Source organism: Candidatus Methylopumilus universalis (assembly GCF_006365315.1).
GTDB classification, from domain to species: domain Bacteria; phylum Pseudomonadota; class Gammaproteobacteria; order Burkholderiales; family Methylophilaceae; genus Methylopumilus; species Methylopumilus universalis.
On record NZ_CP040968.1, the window covers coordinates 1,108,217 to 1,123,103 of the forward strand.

The 14,887-nt window shown below is 39.0% G+C and carries 20 protein-coding genes; 1 reads left to right on the top strand and 19 read right to left on the bottom strand.

All coding sequences use genetic code 11. The features are described 5' to 3' along the window. Positions 1-33: 33 nt before the first annotated feature. The 12 genes from ybgF to FIT79_RS05895 are packed head-to-tail and all read right to left on the bottom strand — an operon-like array spanning position 34 to position 8,752. Complete coding sequence (ybgF, locus tag FIT79_RS05840; RefSeq protein WP_139875937.1) at positions 34-810, bottom strand: tol-pal system protein YbgF; 777 nt, start codon at positions 808-810, stop codon at positions 34-36. Positions 811-824: 14 nt separating this feature from the next. Further along, positions 825-1,316, bottom strand: coding sequence for an OmpA family protein (locus FIT79_RS05845; RefSeq protein ID WP_139875938.1), 492 nt, complete (start codon positions 1,314-1,316; stop codon positions 825-827). Between the two features lie 25 nt (positions 1,317-1,341). Then, entirely contained in the window at positions 1,342-2,646 is a 1,305-nt protein-coding gene (gene tolB, locus FIT79_RS05850; RefSeq protein WP_189644853.1) for a Tol-Pal system beta propeller repeat protein TolB, read from the bottom strand. Next, the gene (locus FIT79_RS05855) at positions 2,633-3,424 is read right to left on the bottom strand and encodes a TonB C-terminal domain-containing protein (RefSeq protein WP_223259630.1); all 792 of its coding nucleotides are present in this window, start codon (positions 3,422-3,424) and stop codon (positions 2,633-2,635) included. The genes tolB and FIT79_RS05855 overlap by 14 nt, the downstream gene beginning before the upstream one ends. A gap of 8 nt (positions 3,425-3,432) precedes the next feature. After that, the gene (locus FIT79_RS05860) at positions 3,433-3,819 is read right to left on the bottom strand and encodes a biopolymer transporter ExbD (RefSeq protein WP_223259631.1); all 387 of its coding nucleotides are present in this window, start codon (positions 3,817-3,819) and stop codon (positions 3,433-3,435) included. Positions 3,820-3,822: 3 nt separating this feature from the next. Next, positions 3,823-4,494, bottom strand: coding sequence for a protein TolQ (tolQ, locus tag FIT79_RS05865; RefSeq protein WP_028818002.1), 672 nt, complete (start codon positions 4,492-4,494; stop codon positions 3,823-3,825). Next, complete coding sequence (ybgC, locus tag FIT79_RS05870; protein WP_139875939.1) at positions 4,491-4,901, bottom strand: tol-pal system-associated acyl-CoA thioesterase; 411 nt, start codon at positions 4,899-4,901, stop codon at positions 4,491-4,493. Before ybgC ends, tolQ begins: the two co-directional genes overlap by 4 nt. Further along, positions 4,889-5,926 (bottom strand): Holliday junction branch migration DNA helicase RuvB, encoded by a 1,038-nt coding sequence (gene ruvB, locus FIT79_RS05875; protein WP_139875940.1) that lies wholly within the window; start codon positions 5,924-5,926, stop codon positions 4,889-4,891. The genes ybgC and ruvB overlap by 13 nt, the downstream gene beginning before the upstream one ends. 9 nt (positions 5,927-5,935) lie before the next feature. Continuing rightward, complete coding sequence (gene ruvA / locus FIT79_RS05880) at positions 5,936-6,517, bottom strand: Holliday junction branch migration protein RuvA (protein ID WP_139875941.1); 582 nt, start codon at positions 6,515-6,517, stop codon at positions 5,936-5,938. Then, complete coding sequence (gene ruvC, locus FIT79_RS05885) at positions 6,514-7,062, bottom strand: crossover junction endodeoxyribonuclease RuvC (RefSeq protein WP_420898283.1); 549 nt, start codon at positions 7,060-7,062, stop codon at positions 6,514-6,516. The genes ruvA and ruvC overlap by 4 nt, the downstream gene beginning before the upstream one ends. An 8-nt stretch (positions 7,063-7,070) precedes the next feature. Then, positions 7,071-7,796, bottom strand: coding sequence for a YebC/PmpR family DNA-binding transcriptional regulator (locus FIT79_RS05890; protein ID WP_139875942.1), 726 nt, complete (start codon positions 7,794-7,796; stop codon positions 7,071-7,073). Between the two features lie 2 nt (positions 7,797-7,798). Then, on the bottom strand, positions 7,799-8,752 hold the full coding sequence (locus FIT79_RS05895) for a DMT family transporter (protein WP_139875943.1): 954 nt from the start codon (positions 8,750-8,752) through the stop codon (positions 7,799-7,801). A 77-nt stretch (positions 8,753-8,829) separates the two neighbouring features. On the opposite strand from FIT79_RS05895, the gene FIT79_RS05900 reads away from it, so the two are divergent. Then, complete coding sequence (locus FIT79_RS05900) at positions 8,830-9,261, top strand: CBS domain-containing protein (protein WP_139875944.1); 432 nt, start codon at positions 8,830-8,832, stop codon at positions 9,259-9,261. Between the two features lie 190 nt (positions 9,262-9,451). On the opposite strand, the gene FIT79_RS05905 is transcribed toward FIT79_RS05900, so the two are convergent. The 7 genes from FIT79_RS05905 to FIT79_RS05935 are packed head-to-tail and all read right to left on the bottom strand — an operon-like array spanning position 9,452 to position 14,873. After that, entirely contained in the window at positions 9,452-9,871 is a 420-nt protein-coding gene (locus FIT79_RS05905) for a secondary thiamine-phosphate synthase enzyme YjbQ (protein WP_139875945.1), read from the bottom strand. Positions 9,872-9,897: 26 nt separating this feature from the next. Then, a complete protein-coding gene (locus FIT79_RS05910; protein ID WP_139875946.1) occupies positions 9,898-10,281 on the bottom strand; it encodes a VOC family protein in 384 nt (127 codons plus the stop codon). Between the two features lie 11 nt (positions 10,282-10,292). Then, positions 10,293-12,080 (bottom strand): aspartate--tRNA ligase, encoded by a 1,788-nt coding sequence (gene aspS, locus FIT79_RS05915; protein ID WP_139876106.1) that lies wholly within the window; start codon positions 12,078-12,080, stop codon positions 10,293-10,295. Positions 12,081-12,105: 25 nt separating this feature from the next. Next, entirely contained in the window at positions 12,106-12,717 is a 612-nt protein-coding gene (locus tag FIT79_RS05920) for a DUF502 domain-containing protein (RefSeq protein WP_139875947.1), read from the bottom strand. A 16-nt stretch (positions 12,718-12,733) separates the two neighbouring features. After that, positions 12,734-12,988 (bottom strand): FmdB family zinc ribbon protein, encoded by a 255-nt coding sequence (locus FIT79_RS05925; protein ID WP_139875948.1) that lies wholly within the window; start codon positions 12,986-12,988, stop codon positions 12,734-12,736. 3 nt (positions 12,989-12,991) lie between these two features. After that, on the bottom strand, positions 12,992-13,483 hold the full coding sequence (locus FIT79_RS05930) for a single-stranded DNA-binding protein (protein ID WP_139875949.1): 492 nt from the start codon (positions 13,481-13,483) through the stop codon (positions 12,992-12,994). After that, positions 13,470-14,873, bottom strand: coding sequence for an MFS transporter (locus FIT79_RS05935; RefSeq protein ID WP_223259632.1), 1,404 nt, complete (start codon positions 14,871-14,873; stop codon positions 13,470-13,472). The genes FIT79_RS05930 and FIT79_RS05935 overlap by 14 nt, the downstream gene beginning before the upstream one ends. Positions 14,874-14,887: the final 14 nt, after the last annotated feature.

A 14,887-nucleotide genomic window follows, 5' to 3' on the forward strand; every position in this document is an offset into this window, starting at 1 on the left:
ATTTAAGGCTAAAGAAATTAAGATGTAAAAATTTTAGGGCTTGATACTTTCTAAAACTTTTAAGCGCTTTTGTGCATTTTGAACTACATCACTCTTAGGAAATTTTTTAATTAAATCCTTCAAGCTTTTTTTTGCTTCAGGGATAAGTGCTAATTGAATTTGTGCATTGGCTAAACCTAATAAAGCTTCTGGATTTTTTGCAAAATCAGGATGCTGATCGAGTAATTTTTGATAAGTACCAATCGTTGCTTTATAATTTTTTAAATTAAATTGTGCATTAGCTAAACTATATTTAGCATCCGGTAATAATGCACTGTTGGGGAATTGCTTAATAAAATCAGTAAAGGCTTGGAAAGCTTCTTTATTTTTCATGCCGTCTAAAAGTGCGCTTGCTTGATCGTAAACCTCTTGATCCGAAGGCGCTTTGACCTCAGGAGTTGCGGGTATTTCTGGAACTTTATTAGACGGGGGAGCGTTACTTCCGGCTGACTTTTCTTCAATTCTTCGAAGTCTGCCATCCAAATCTTGATAAAGATCTTTCTGACGTTGTTCAACCGTAGCATTTAAATGACGTAACGTTTCCATATCACCACGTAATTTAGAAACATCTTGTTTCAATAATTCGATTTGATTCAACATGTCGTTGAGGCTGCCACTTTTAATGACAGCCTCAAGATTGACAATACGCGTTTCCAACTCAGTTTCTTTTAATTGCATCTCTTGAAGTTTTTTTCTAGCGTCCGTATCTTCAAAGAGTGCAGCATGTAAAGGTGCGACAAATAAACATGCTAAAAGAATAAGTTTTTTCATTAAAGCTTAGCTATTTACTCTTTTTCGTAAGAGATATCGACGCGACGATCTTTTCCATAGCATGCGTCATCTTTACAATTTGTATCCGCACGCTCTTCGCCGAAACTTACTGTTTCGATTTGTGCATCTTGCGCGCCTAATACATTCATAGATTTCTTAACCGACACAGAGCGTTTTTGGCCAAGTGAAACGTTGTATTCACGTGAGCCACGATCATCCGTATTACCAGTTAACGTCATTTTGGCTTTTGGATGTGACGCCACATATTTAGCATGCGCTGCTAAGAGGTCTTTATATTCAGCTTTCACCGCATCTTTATCATAGTCAAAGTAGATGCTACGTTTAGATAAGATGTTATTTGGATCACGCAAGCTTGCTAAATCGAGATCTTTTTCATCGTCAGATGCAGAAGGGCCAGCAGGCTTTGATACATCAACAATCGGTGTTGAGCTACAGCCTATCAAAAATAATGATAGTAATGATGCAAGAAATAGTGACTTTTTCATTTTCCAAATCTCCAGTTAAGTTAATTTATTTTACAAAAGGCGCCCATGCGGGCTCTCTAATATCATCAGCATTAATATTAAATGATTGACGAACCACACCATCAATCGATACGGTAGAAAGTTCGCCCGATCCGTTTATCTTATGTGCATATAGTATCACATGCCCATTCGGTGAAAACTTAGGCGCTTCATCAAAAGGACCATCGGTAATTTTCGTAATTTGTCCTGTTTGTAGATCGTGTAAAACCACTCTAAATCGACCTTCATCTTGCGTCACATAAGAAAGCATTTTGGCATCGGGGGAGACGTTAGGATTTAAATTTTGGTTACCCTCAAACGACACACGCTGTGCCTCACCTCCATTTGATGAGACTTTATAAATTTGTGGGCGACCGCCGCGATCGGATGTGAAATAAATCAAACGTCCGTCATGCGACCAAACTGGCTCAGTATCAATGTGCGTGCTTTGGATAAGTGGTTTTAAATTAGATCCATCAGCATCAATGAGATAAATTTGTGAGTTTGCGTTATAGGTTAGAACAATGGCCAAACGTCTACCATCAGGTGACCATGAGGGGGAGCTATTATTACCTTTAAAATTAGCTAAGACCGTTCTTTGTCCTGTCACTAAAGACTGAATATAGATAATAGGTTTTTTCTTTTCAAAAGATACGTAAGCAATTTTTGTGGCATCTGGCGACCATCTCGCAGAGATAATAGGCTGAGGAGAACCCACTACCGACTGCACATTAAATCCATCTGCATCAGCCACATTTAAAGAGTAGCGGCCTTTATTTTTTGTGATGTACGAAATTTTGGTACTAAAGACTCCCGGGATGCCAGTTAACTTTTCATAAATGGTGTCAGAAATTTTATGGGCGATGGCACGGTATTGTGCTACTGGACCTGAATATTCCATAGTGGTTAAAATCGTTTTTTTATTGGTATCAACTAAAAACCAATTCACCTTCATACGGTTATTGGTGATCTCTACCTGGCCTAGGGTCATCACTTGTGCTTCAATGGCACTCATTTCCGAATAATTTATTTCGCTTAGAGCTGAGGGTTTGTTGATCAAACCATCTACATTTAAAGATCTAAAAAATCCCGAGCGATAAAGATCTGCTGCGATGATTTGATGCATGCGACTATTGGCTTTATCACTCACTATTTCTTTATAAGGCATAACTGCAATATTAATTTGCTTAGTTCCACCTCCAGAAATCTCAATCGTTTCAATCGCAAATGCACTAGAAGATATGAAGACAAACAAAATTAGAGCAATAAATGTTTTGAATGTTTTTAACATAAGTAAATTATATTTTTTCATTGGGTCTGAAGTTAAGTTTTAAATTTTTAAATTTCGAAAATAAATCGGTATCTGTGGGTACCGGTAATGGTTGTGATTGAAAAATAGCACGCTCGACCGATTCATCACATACCGGAATACCACTTGATTTTAACATTTTAGGGTTACCAATCAATTCTCCTGTAGGCATTAATCCAATTTCAAACTGAAGCTCCACAGGGTTTGAACCACATAACTGCTTATTCACATTCTGTTGAATTTTTCTTTGAATCAATAGTTTATATTTATCCATTTCACCTAATTTAGCACCCCCTTGGGTAGGATTAGCATTTGATTGTTTCACGTCTTCATGACGATTTAATGAAGGCTTTGATTTATCTTGTAATAATTCTTGTTGAAGTTTAGCCAATTGATCTTGCTTTAAAAGCTCTTCCTGAATTTTTTTCAAATCATCTTTCTTTTTTTGATCTTCTAATTTTTTACGATCCTCTTCTTCTTTTTTTTGTTTCAAGCTAATTTCGGCCTTATCGCTTGTCAGTGATTTAATAATTTCTTCTACCCTAGATGGTTTAGCCACAGGCTTTGGCGGTTCTGGCTCAATCTTTTTTTCAACAGGGGGCGTGTCAACTGCCTTAACACTTGGTACAGGGATTGAATCCCATAATTCCACTTCAGCTACTTGGGGTAGCTTTACTCTCCATTCAAAACTGACAATCATGATCGCGACTAAAATAATATGGACACTTGCTGCATAGACCGCAGCTCTTCTTGCTATGATTTTTTCTTGAGGTCTAATCACGTCTAAATTTATTTTTGTGGCTTAAGAAGTAAGCCCACTTTAGATACATTATTTTGTTTTAAGAGATCCATGATACTTATGACTTCATCGTATTTCACATTCTTGTCAGCGGCAATCACAAGTGCTCGATCAGGCGTTGTTTTAATTAAAGACTGCACGTGGCTTAATAATCGATCGCGCGTATAACTCTCGCCCTCAATCTCAATGGTGCTATTAAGTTTTATGGTAATCACGATGGGTGCTCCTGTTTGTTTTAATGTTTCACCTACTTCAGGAAGCTCCACGACACCTGGATTCGTCATGGGGGCTGTTACCATAAAAATAACAAGTAAAACTAAAGTTACATCAATGTAGGGCACCACATTGATCTGATTCATTAAGCGACGTTTACGCATCACTTATCCTTTTCTTTGTAGGATGTTGACAAACTCTTCCATGAAACTTTCATATCTCACCGATAAACGATCCACTGAAGTTGCAAAACGGTTATAGGCAATGACTGCAGGAATCGCTGCAAATAAACCAATCGCTGTTGCGATTAATGCCTCTGCAATACCAGGGGCTACTTGAGTGAGCGTTGCTTGCGCCACATTGGCGAGTCCTCTGAAGGCATTCATGATGCCCCATACCGTTCCAAATAAACCAATGTAAGGACTTACCGATCCTACCGATGCTAGAAAAGGTAAATGGGCGTCTAAAAAATCAAGTTCACGATTGTAAGTGGCGCGCATAGCACGTCGCACTCCTTCAATCACGTCACTCATATCACTTTTTGATGTCTTATGACGATTAAATTCTTTATAGCCTGCTTCAAAAATTGTTGCTAGGCCTTGATTCTTAATACGGCCACTATGAATGCTGTCATGAAGTTTATTAAGATCCCCACTTGTCCAGAATGTATTTTCAAATTCATCCACTGCGAGTTCTGCGCTCTTTAATACAGAGACTTTAATAAAGATATACCACCAAGAAAATCCAGAAGCTGCTAATAAAATTAACATGACGAGCTGAACAGGAATGGTTGCCCCTGTAATCAAACTTAAAAAAGATAAATCATTCACTACATTCATAAAGACTCCATAATTTCTTTAACGGTGGATGGGATTCTGACGGGTTTAAATTTTTCACTATCAATACAAGCAATATCGACACTTGCATCAATTAACATTTCATTTTCACGATAAATCATTTGTCTAAATTCAATTTTGCTAGACCCTATATCTTTAAGCTCACTCTTAACGATCAAATCATCATTAAAACGCGCAGGAAGTTTGTATTGAATATCGATGCGATGCACCACAAACATAATATGGTCATGATGTTTTAAATGGTGTTGGTCAATGCCAACACTTCTCAACCATTCCGTTCTAGCGCGCTCCATAAATTTTAAATAGTTAGAGTGATAAACGACCCCCCCACTATCGGTGTCTTCGAAATAAATACGCACAGGCAACGAAAAAGTTTTTATTCCTGCCATAAGGTATCAGTGGGTTCTTGTGAAGGTGGTTTCATACCAAAGTGAAGATACGTCGCATTTGTCACGACACGTCCGCGCGGGGTTCGCATGAGGTAACCTTGTTGAATAAGATAGGGTTCTAATACATCTTCAATGGTTTCCCGCTCTTCACCAATCGCTGCGGCTAAATTATCAATACCCACAGGACCACCATTAAATTTTTCTAGAATAGCTTGGAGGAGTTTTCGATCCATGACGTCTAACCCTAATAAATCCACATCCAACATCTTGAGTGCATCATCTGCAATTGACGCTGTAATTTTCCCATTGGATTTGACTTGTGCGAAATCACGCACACGTCTTAATAAACGGTTTGCAATACGAGGTGTGCCTCGTGAACGTTTTGCAATTTCTAATGAGCCTGAAGGATCAATATCAGCTTCTAAAAGACTGGATGAGCGATCAACAATTTTTGCTAATTCCGTTTCGCTATAAAATTCTAATCGAGAGACAATACCAAAACGATCACGGAGCGGATTGGTGAGCATGCCTGCTCGTGTGGTCGCACCCACTAATGTAAAAGGTGGCAAATCAAGTCGCACCGATCTAGCCGATGGACCCTCACCAATCATAATATCAAGTCGGTAATCTTCCATCGCGGGATATAAGATTTCTTCGATGACAGGGGATAAGCGATGAATCTCATCAATAAATAAAACGTCATTGGGTTCTAAATTGGTAAGAAGGGCTGCGAGGTCGCCTGCTTTTTCTAAAACAGGACCTGATGTTTGGCGAAGATTCACACCCATCTCTTTTGCAATGATATGAGCTAAAGTCGTTTTACCTAAACCGGGAGGTCCAAAAAGTAATACATGATCAAGTGCTTCGTTTCTATTTTTAGCCGCCGAAATAAAAATCTCTAATTGGCTTCTGACTTTTTCTTGGCCAACATATTCTTGAAGTTCTTTAGGGCGAAGTGCGCGCTCAATTGATTCCTCAACAGGCTCATTCACGGTACTTGCTACAAAACGATCAGATTCAATCATGCGTCTTCATTAGCCTTTAGATAAATATTTTAAAGCTTGTTTAATGCCATCATTCACAGTGAGATTTATATCTAAACTTTTGACTGCATTTAAAGATTCGCGTTCATTGTAGCCTAATGCAATGAGCGCATTGAGAACATCTTGGCTGATCGATGTGATACCAGAACCCTTAATACTTAGCGCTGAATCAAGTGTGAATTTATCTTTTAATTCCAACAGTAAACGTTCGGCTGTTTTTTTACCAATACCGGGTACACGGGTTAAGAGTCCTGCTTCTTGAAGTGACACGGCTTGAATCAATTCATCAATGGATAAGCCACTTAAAATAGCAAGTGCGGACTTAGCTCCAATACCATTCACTTTCAAAAGCTGTCTAAACATTAAACGTTCTTGGTTGGTACCAAAACCAAATAGAAGTTGCGCATCTTCACGCACGACAAAGTGCGTGAGTAATGTGACTTTTTCTCCTGCTTGAGGCAGTAAATAAAAAGTACTCATAGGGACTTCGCATTCATAGCCCACACCATTGCAATCAATTAAAGCCAAGGGTGGTGTTTTATCTAAAAGAATGCCGGAAATTCTTCCTATCATACGAGCCTACCTTTTTTCATCCGGTAACTTAAAGCATCCATACTTTGCAATTGGTTATAAGCATTTGCATGACACATCGCACATGCAAGCGCATCTGCAGAATCGGCTTGCGGTAATTCGGGCAATTTTAAAAATCGTTTGACCATTTCTTGCACCTGCTCTTTTTTGGCATGTCCTGAACCTACTACTGATTTTTTAACTTGCAATGCTGTGTATTCATAGACAGGTAATTTTTTGATGACTGCAGCGCTGATGGCAGCTCCTCGAGCTTGACCCAGTAAAAGCGTGGATTGTGGATTTACGTTCACAAACACTTTTTCAATAGCGACTTGTTTTGGTTTATATTCATCGATCACTTCGAAGAGCCCTTCTAAAATAATTTGAATACGCTCAGGCAAACTATCACGCGCATCAACTTTTGCACTGACGGTTTTTATTACACCACTTCCAAGATAACGAATCTTGTCACCACTTTTTTCCACAACACCGAATCCTGTTATTCTTAGACCAGGATCAATCCCAAGGATGATAATAGGATCACTCAATGATGTATTTAATCTTCAATCACTGCGGTGGTATAAACTTCCTGCACATCATCTAAGTCATCAAGCGTATCTAGAATTTTTTGCATTCTAATACCATCATCTCCACTCAAAGCATTTTCTAATGTAGGTCTCATCGCGACTTCGGCCAATTCTATTTTTAAACCGGCATTTAAAAGCGCTTCTTTAACCTGAATAAATTCTTGAGAAGGGGTAATCACTTCAATACTCCCATCCTCATCATTGATAATATCTTCAGCACCTGCTTCTAGGGCTACTTCCATGACTTTATTTTCATCTGTGCCGGGGGCAAAAAAGATGCGTCCACAATGTTTAAATAAAAAAGCCACAGATCCATCGGTACCTAAATTGCCGCCATGTTTAGTGAGTGCATGTCTCACATCAGCGACAGCTCTCTGTTTATTATCTGTTAAGCAATCAATAATTATGGCAGCCCCACCAATGCCGTAACCTTCATATCTTACTTCTTCGTAACTCACACCTTCTAATTCACCGGTACCTTTTTTAATGGCACGCGTGATATTGTCTTGTGGCATATTTTCTTCTTTAGCCAGTGCCACAGCAGCTCTCAATCTCGGATTGAAGTTCACTTCTCCACCGGCGAGTCTTGCTGACACTGTAATTTCTTTGATAATTTTTGTGAATACTTTTCCGCGCTTAGCGTCTTGGCGACCCTTGCGATGTTGAATATTCGCCCATTTGGAATGTCCTGCCATGCTTAACCCTTTCTATGCCTTGATTTTATCATGGGTTCATTTTTAAGCCATGGCTGAACAAGCCCTTCTTGGTGCCTTTTAATACGGTCATAAGAAATCATTAAAAGAGATATGCCAATGAAGAACATACCTACAAATTCAAAAGGTTTAATGAATTCATGAAGCTCAATCGATGATGTTATGACCGCAATAACGGGGCAGACTGTCGTAGTCATGGTGGCTATGCCTGCTGATAAATGTCTTAATGCATATAACCATAATAACCATGCAATGGCATTCCCAAAGACTGAGTTATAGATGAGTGCGCCTATAAAGTAACTATTCCATTCAATCGAAGTCGTATGCGTCATTAAGGCGAAGATGACAATAGGTATTGAGCCAAAAAGCATTTGCCATGCAGTCAAGGAAATAAGATCAAGATCAGGGGATCGAGCCTGAAGTTTTTTAGCCAAGATCACGGCAAGTGCCCATGAAATCCCAGATACAATCGCTAACACCATACTGAATAAATCGGTGCCTAAATGAAGCGGGTCTAAAATAAATAAAATGCCCATCAATGAAAAGAAAGCTGCAGGCCATTGCCAACCACTTAGTTTTTCGCCTAAAAGTGGCCACGCCAAAAGCATGGTCCAAAAAGGCATCGTATAAGTAAGCACCGCTGTTTTGCCGGCACCACCTTCGACCAAAGCCCATACTAAAAGTCCTGTGAAACCAGCCGTTTGAAGGAGGCCCAAAACAATTAGGCTTGGAATTTCTTGAATTTTGAAAGGTTTTTTTAAGATAAGCATCACGATGAATAAACAAAGTGCGCCTAGGATAGTTCTGAGCGCTGCAAAATCAAAAGGGCCTGCAAAATGGAGGGCATTTTTCATCACTACCCAGTTATAACCCCAGATAAGGCACAAAAGCATGAGAGCTAAGAAAGCCATCAGGCCTTGATTTTTTTTAAGAAGCATTTTTATACTTGTTTAATATAGTGACATTATTATAAAGTGTATCTTTAAGATCTTAAGCTTTTCGAAAGAGGTGTCTTATGAAAACAGCCGCTCAACTTATTGCTGATAAAAAGCATAAAGAAGTCATTAGTATTGCCCCCAACCGTCCCGTGATTGATGCACTGATTATCTTAGCTGAATATAAGATTGGTGCTCTCATTGTGATGGACCAAGACAAAATGGTCGGTATTTTTTCAGAACGTGATTACGCGCGTGAAGTTGTTCTTAAAGGTAAGTCATCTAAAGTCACTGCCATTCAAGAAGTGATGACTAAAAATGTATTAGTGGGACAAAGTAAAGATACCTTTGAAAAAGCGATGACGCTTATGACCGAAAATCATATTCGTCACTTGCCGATCACGGATGGCCAAAAGGTCATTGGTATGTTGTCTTTGGGTGATGTAGCTAAAGAAATGATTGTGTATCAAAAAAACCTAATCAAAGAGCTAGAAGCTTACGTCAAACAATAATTACCCCTTAAAAATTGGGTTCGTTTTGTAAAATAGTTATTTAACTTCTAAAAAGCATGCTGGTGAAGAAAACAAAAACAACGTCGGTTCTCTAGGCGCGATCTTATTCTTCTAAGATTCATTTCTTAGTAGTTTAGAAACTAAAAAGCACCCTTCGGGGTGCTTTTTTTATGTTTTGAATTTAATCTATTTATTCACCAATAATCTTAACAAGGACTCTTTTTTTTCGTCGCCCATCAAATTCACCGTAAAAAATTTGTTCCCAGGGTCCAAAATCAAGCTTGCCAGAAGTTACAGCTACAACCACTTCACGACCCATAATTTGTCGCTTGATATGCGCATCTGCATTGTCTTCGCCTGTATCGTTATGACGATAGTGATTAACAGGCTCATGAGGGGCTATCGCCTCTAGCCATTCCTTATAGTCATGATGTAAACCCGATTCGTCATCATTAATAAACACACTTGCCGTGATATGCATAGCATTTACTAGAACAAGACCTTCTTTAATACCGCTTTCAGACAAACATTCTCTGATATCAGGCGTGATATTTGTGAAATGCATTCGGGACGGCGCATTAAACCAAAGTTCTTTTCGGTAGCTTTTCATAATGAAATATCCTTATAAAAAAAAGATTAGCGATCTTCGCCCTCAAAATTAAGCTCTACACGATTACCCGCGGGATCGCGTAAAAATATTTGATGGGCTCTCATATCAGGGATTGGTTTCTCTTCAAAAGAAATATTGAACGATTTAAGTTTTTTTAAAACTTCTTGATAGCTGGCAGTCTTAAATGCAACATGATCAAAAGAAGATTTTTGTGAGGAGCGACCATCTCCTTCTTTGGGTGTAATGAGATGAAGGACATCTTTATCTCCTATATATAACCAAAAGCCAAAGCGTTCGAATGCTGGCCTAAATCCTTCAGTTAAACCAACAACATCACAGTAAAAATCTCTTAACTGAATCACCAAATCTTTTTCTGCAACAAGCTGAATGTGATTGATGGATAAAATCATGAACTTATTTTTTAGGTTGTAGTTTGTGGTGTACGAAGACGAATATGAAGTTCGCGAAGTTGTTTTTCATCAACCACGTTAGGCGCTTTAGTAAGTAAACATTGAGCGCGTTGTGTTTTAGGGAAAGCTATCACATCACGAATTGATTCAGCGCCTGCTAATAATGTGACGAGTCGATCAAGACCAAATGCTAGACCACCATGAGGGGGTGCGCCATATTGAAGAGCATCAAGAAGGAATCCAAATTTTTCTTTAGCTTCTTCTTTTGAAATTTTCAAAGCATCAAATACCTTAGATTGAATTTTTTCTTCATGAATACGAATGGAGCCGCCACCTACTTCCCAACCATTGATGACCATGTCGTAGGCTTTAGATAAACATTTGCCAGGATCAGTCGCTAGTAAGTCTTCATGGCCTTCTTTAGGCGCTGTAAAAGGATGGTGAATTGCGACCCATCGATCTGTTTCTTCATCGTGCTCAAACATTGGAAAATCAACAATCCATAAAGGTGCCCATGCTCTTCCATCGACATGATTTTTTTCATGGCCAATTTTAAGGCGCAATGCGCCAAGAGCCTCATTTACAACTTTTTCTTTGTCAGCACCAAAGAAAACAATGTCGCCATTTTGCGCTCCCGTTTTTTCAATGATAGATTTCAAAGCATTGACATGAATATTTTTAACGATTGGACTCTGAAGACCTGTTTCATTCAATTCATTGATATCGTTGATCTTGATGTAAGCTAAACCTTTAGCTCCATAGATTTTGACAAATTCTGTATAAGCATCAATTTCAGAGCGTGTAATGGCAGATCCATTTGGAACTCTTAGTGCTGCAACACGACCACCTTTCATGGTGGCTGCCGATGAGAATACTTTAAAATCGACATCTTTCATAACATCAGTCAATTCAGTAATTTCTAATGTCACACGCATATCAGGTTTGTCTGAGCCATATTTATGCATTGCTTCTTGATAAGTCATACGTTGGAATTGAGATGGCAAATCAATCGAAGCCACTTTTTTATACATCTCACGAATCATGGTTTCAACGATCGTCATAATATCTTCTTCAGACATAAACGAAGTTTCAATATCGACTTGTGTAAACTCAGGCTGGCGATCTGCTCTTAAATCTTCATCGCGGAAACATTTTGTGATTTGGAAGTAGCGATCAAAACCTGACACCATAAGGAGCTGTTTAAATAATTGAGGGGACTGAGGGAGTGCAAAAAATTCTCCCGCATGCACACGAGATGGCACAAGATAGTCACGCGCACCTTCAGGCGTGCTGCGAGTGAGCATCGGTGTTTCAATTTCCATAAATCCGTTTTCGTCTAAGAAGTCACGTAACACTTTAGCTACACGATAGCGAAGACGTAAGTTATTTTGCATCATCGGACGACGTAAATCCATAAAGCGATATTCAAGACGAATCATTTCTGAAATGGAATCGTCATCCAACATAAATGGTGGCGTTAATGAGGGATTTAAAATTTCAATCGTGGATGCTAACATTTCCACTTCGCCTGTCGGAATATTTAAATTGACTGTGCCTTCTGGGCGAGCTCTTACTTTACATACGACCTTTAATACGAATTCATTACGAATTGACTCTGCAGTGGCAAATGTTTCCTTGGTATCAGGATCGATCACAATTTGTGCAATACCTTCACGGTCGCGAAGGTCAATAAAGATAACACCGCCATGGTCACGACGACGATGAGCCCAGCCACATAAAGTTACAGTCTCGCCAATATGTGTTTTATTTAAATCACCACAGTAATGCGTTCGCATCATTCTTAAAGTCTCTTTAGATAAATTTTTAATTAATTTTTTTTGTTTTTTTACTTGGGGGCACAACACCCATTGAGATAACATATTTCAACGCCTGATCCACACTAATATCAAGTTCCACAATATCTTTTTTAGCGACCATCAGAAAAAATCCTGAAGTGGGATTGGGTGTAGTAGGGACATAAACACTCACATACTTACCTTTTAAATGTTTTGAAATATCGGGGCTAGGCTCACCTGTTAAAAATGCAATTGTCCGGGTATCTCGATTAGGATAATGAATGAGTACTGCTTTATTAAAAGCGCGACCTGACTCTGAAAACAAAGTATCGGATACTTGCTTGATACTTGAGTAAATAGAATTCACAAACGGAAGTCTTGATAACAATAATTCCCATAGCTTTAAAAATTGACGACCAAATAAATTAGAGGCTAGAAGTCCAATACCTAGAATGACAGCTACTGTTAAAACGACACCTATACCTGGAATATCGAACCCAAAAAGATTTTTTGGTTGGTAATCGTAAGGCAACCAAATAAGTGTTTGATCTAGGAAGTGGATAAGAGAAGTAATCACCCATATCGTAATCGCTAAAGGGACAAGAACAAGTAAGCCTGTGAAAAAATAACGTTTAAACATAATGTAAATTAATTATTTAAGTTGAAGATGCAGTCGCATCTTTTTTGGTTTCAGTTTTTGTATCAGCTTTTGCTGAACTTTCTTTTGCTTTATTTTTAAAATCTGTAACATACCATCCAGAGCCTGTAAGCTGGAAGCTTGGTGCTGAGACTTGTTTTTTAAAAGTCTCTTTTTTGCACTCAGGGCATTCCATCAAAATCGGATCTGAAATTTTACGAAGTAATTCTTTCGAACATCTGCAAGCTTCACATGTGAAATCAAAAATAGGCATGAATTAAAAAGGAATGTCGTCTTCAAAATCATCAAAGTTTGTCGCAGCGGCTGCCTGCGGTGCGCCACTTGTTCTTTGCGGAGCTTGATTAAATTCATCATTACTTTGCGATGCGGTTTGACTTGGCGTGCTCGATGAACCAGTTGATGAGCCTCCACCGCTATCGCGACCACCTAACATTTGCATACTCTCTGCGATGATTTCCGTGGTGTAGCGATCTTGGCCTTCTTTCGTTTGCCATTTGCGTGTTTGGAGTCTACCTTCAATAAATACAGGACGACCTTTTTTTAAATATTCACCTGCGATCTCAGCTAACTTTCGATACATGACAATGTTATGCCACTCGGTGCGTTCTTGCTTTTCACCGTTCTTATCTTTCCAGTTGTCTGTTGTTGCAATACTAAAATTGCACACTGCGTCGCCGTTCGGCATAAATCGCACTTCAGGATCCTTGCCTAAATTACCCATCAAAATAACTTTATTAACTGACGCCATGTTTTCCTCCTAGTAACCGAATAATTGATGCTTCATGAATCGTTTCGTGCTTGTTGACTTTGAGCATGACCTTGCCTTCTTCAAGCAAGATGATGACGTCACGCACACCTTGTATTTTTTTTAATTGTTGTTGCACTATTCCTAATTGTTTAGGGCTTTTGAGTAATGATTTATTTTTAATCATAAACATTAAGGTTTTAATCGCAGGCGGTGCTTTCATCGATAATGCAAAGCCTACCCACAACGTCATTAAAATGGCACAAAATGAAAACACTGAAAAACTGCCACCAAAATCCGCTAAAAATCCACCTAATAAACCACCAAAAAAGACACCTAATGACTGACACGTATTATACACCCCAATCGCCGTCCCTTTAGCGCTTGGCGGGGCAATTTTGCTTATCAAACTAGGCAGACTTGCCTCTAAGACATTGAAAGCTACAAAGTAGACAAAAAGGGATGCAACTAGACCCCAAAAAATGTTAATTAAAATACCAAACATCAGTTGGGCAATGAGCATCAGAAAAATAGAACTGATAAATACGAGTTTTGATTTATTGAATTTTTCACTCGCGATAATGATAGGCACCATAAAGACGAAAGAACTTAGGAGAACAGGCAAATAAACTTTCCAATGCTGATTGACATCCATACCACCTGAAGTGGCCAGTGCGACCGGCACCACTATAAACATCGCCATTTGTGCTGCATGAAGCGCAAAGATCCCAAAATTTAAACGTGAGAGTTCTTTATTTTTTAGAATGGATTTAAAGGAAGGTGCGGGTTCTTTTAATGTTTTAACGGTATTGACAGTTAACGGTGTGGGCACCACAAAACGTACAACTAAAATAGCTGATAATGATAAAAAACCTGTCAGCATAAAAATACCGGGCACCCCTATCAGACGATTAAGAACAGGAGCTCCCATCAAAGATAAGGCAAAAGTAATACCAATCGTAGCCCCGATCATAGCCATCGCTTTGGTGCGATGCTCATCCCTTGTTAGGTCTGCCACAAGCGCTGTAATTGCAGCCGAAATAGCTCCAGCCCCTTGAATTGCACGGCCTAAAATAATGATATTGATATCGTCTGAATAACCTGAAACAAATGAGCCTAAAGCGAATAAAAGTAAGCCAATATAGATAATGTTTTTCCGTCCATAACGGTCGGACAGCATGCCGAAAGGCAATTGAAAGAGGGCTTGCGTGAGACCGTAAGCCCCTAACGCAAGACCTACTTGAAAAGCTGAGGGGCTCCCTGGCAAGCCTTCTGCATAAATCGCAAAAATAGGTAGGATTAAAAACATACCTAACATTCTTAGGCCATAAATCGATGCCAGACTAAGACTGGATCTAATCTCGAGCGGGGTCATGCCTTGTTCTATCTTCATAAACTTGAATTAGA

What these genes read in the sequence shown, in the direction of transcription:
- FIT79_RS05890 (WP_139875942.1), bottom strand. Translation starts at nt 7,796, where the DNA reads ATGGCAGGACATTCCAAATGGGCGAATATTCAACATCGCAAGGGTCGC.
- ybgF (WP_139875937.1), bottom strand. Translation starts at nt 810, where the DNA reads ATGAAAAAACTTATTCTTTTAGCATGTTTATTTGTCGCACCTTTACAT.
- FIT79_RS05920 (WP_139875947.1), bottom strand. Translation starts at nt 12,717, where the DNA reads ATGTTTAAACGTTATTTTTTCACAGGCTTACTTGTTCTTGTCCCTTTA.
- ybgC (WP_139875939.1), bottom strand. Translation starts at nt 4,901, where the DNA reads ATGGCAGGAATAAAAACTTTTTCGTTGCCTGTGCGTATTTATTTCGAA.
- FIT79_RS05930 (WP_139875949.1), bottom strand. Translation starts at nt 13,483, where the DNA reads ATGGCGTCAGTTAATAAAGTTATTTTGATGGGTAATTTAGGCAAGGAT.
- FIT79_RS05860 (WP_223259631.1), bottom strand. Translation starts at nt 3,819, where the DNA reads ATGCGTAAACGTCGCTTAATGAATCAGATCAATGTGGTGCCCTACATT.
- FIT79_RS05895 (WP_139875943.1), bottom strand. Translation starts at nt 8,752, where the DNA reads ATGCTTCTTAAAAAAAATCAAGGCCTGATGGCTTTCTTAGCTCTCATG.
- FIT79_RS05905 (WP_139875945.1), bottom strand. Translation starts at nt 9,871, where the DNA reads ATGAAAAGCTACCGAAAAGAACTTTGGTTTAATGCGCCGTCCCGAATG.
- ruvA (WP_139875941.1), bottom strand. Translation starts at nt 6,517, where the DNA reads ATGATAGGAAGAATTTCCGGCATTCTTTTAGATAAAACACCACCCTTG.
- ruvB (WP_139875940.1), bottom strand. Translation starts at nt 5,926, where the DNA reads ATGATTGAATCTGATCGTTTTGTAGCAAGTACCGTGAATGAGCCTGTT.
- FIT79_RS05845 (WP_139875938.1), bottom strand. Translation starts at nt 1,316, where the DNA reads ATGAAAAAGTCACTATTTCTTGCATCATTACTATCATTATTTTTGATA.
- tolQ (WP_028818002.1), bottom strand. Translation starts at nt 4,494, where the DNA reads ATGAATGTAGTGAATGATTTATCTTTTTTAAGTTTGATTACAGGGGCA.
- FIT79_RS05925 (WP_139875948.1), bottom strand. Translation starts at nt 12,988, where the DNA reads ATGCCTATTTTTGATTTCACATGTGAAGCTTGCAGATGTTCGAAAGAA.
- tolB (WP_189644853.1), bottom strand. Translation starts at nt 2,646, where the DNA reads ATGAAAAAATATAATTTACTTATGTTAAAAACATTCAAAACATTTATT.
- aspS (WP_139876106.1), bottom strand. Translation starts at nt 12,080, where the DNA reads ATGATGCGAACGCATTACTGTGGTGATTTAAATAAAACACATATTGGC.
- FIT79_RS05910 (WP_139875946.1), bottom strand. Translation starts at nt 10,281, where the DNA reads ATGATTTTATCCATCAATCACATTCAGCTTGTTGCAGAAAAAGATTTG.
- FIT79_RS05935 (WP_223259632.1), bottom strand. Translation starts at nt 14,873, where the DNA reads ATGAAGATAGAACAAGGCATGACCCCGCTCGAGATTAGATCCAGTCTT.
- FIT79_RS05900 (WP_139875944.1), top strand. Translation starts at nt 8,830, where the DNA reads ATGAAAACAGCCGCTCAACTTATTGCTGATAAAAAGCATAAAGAAGTC.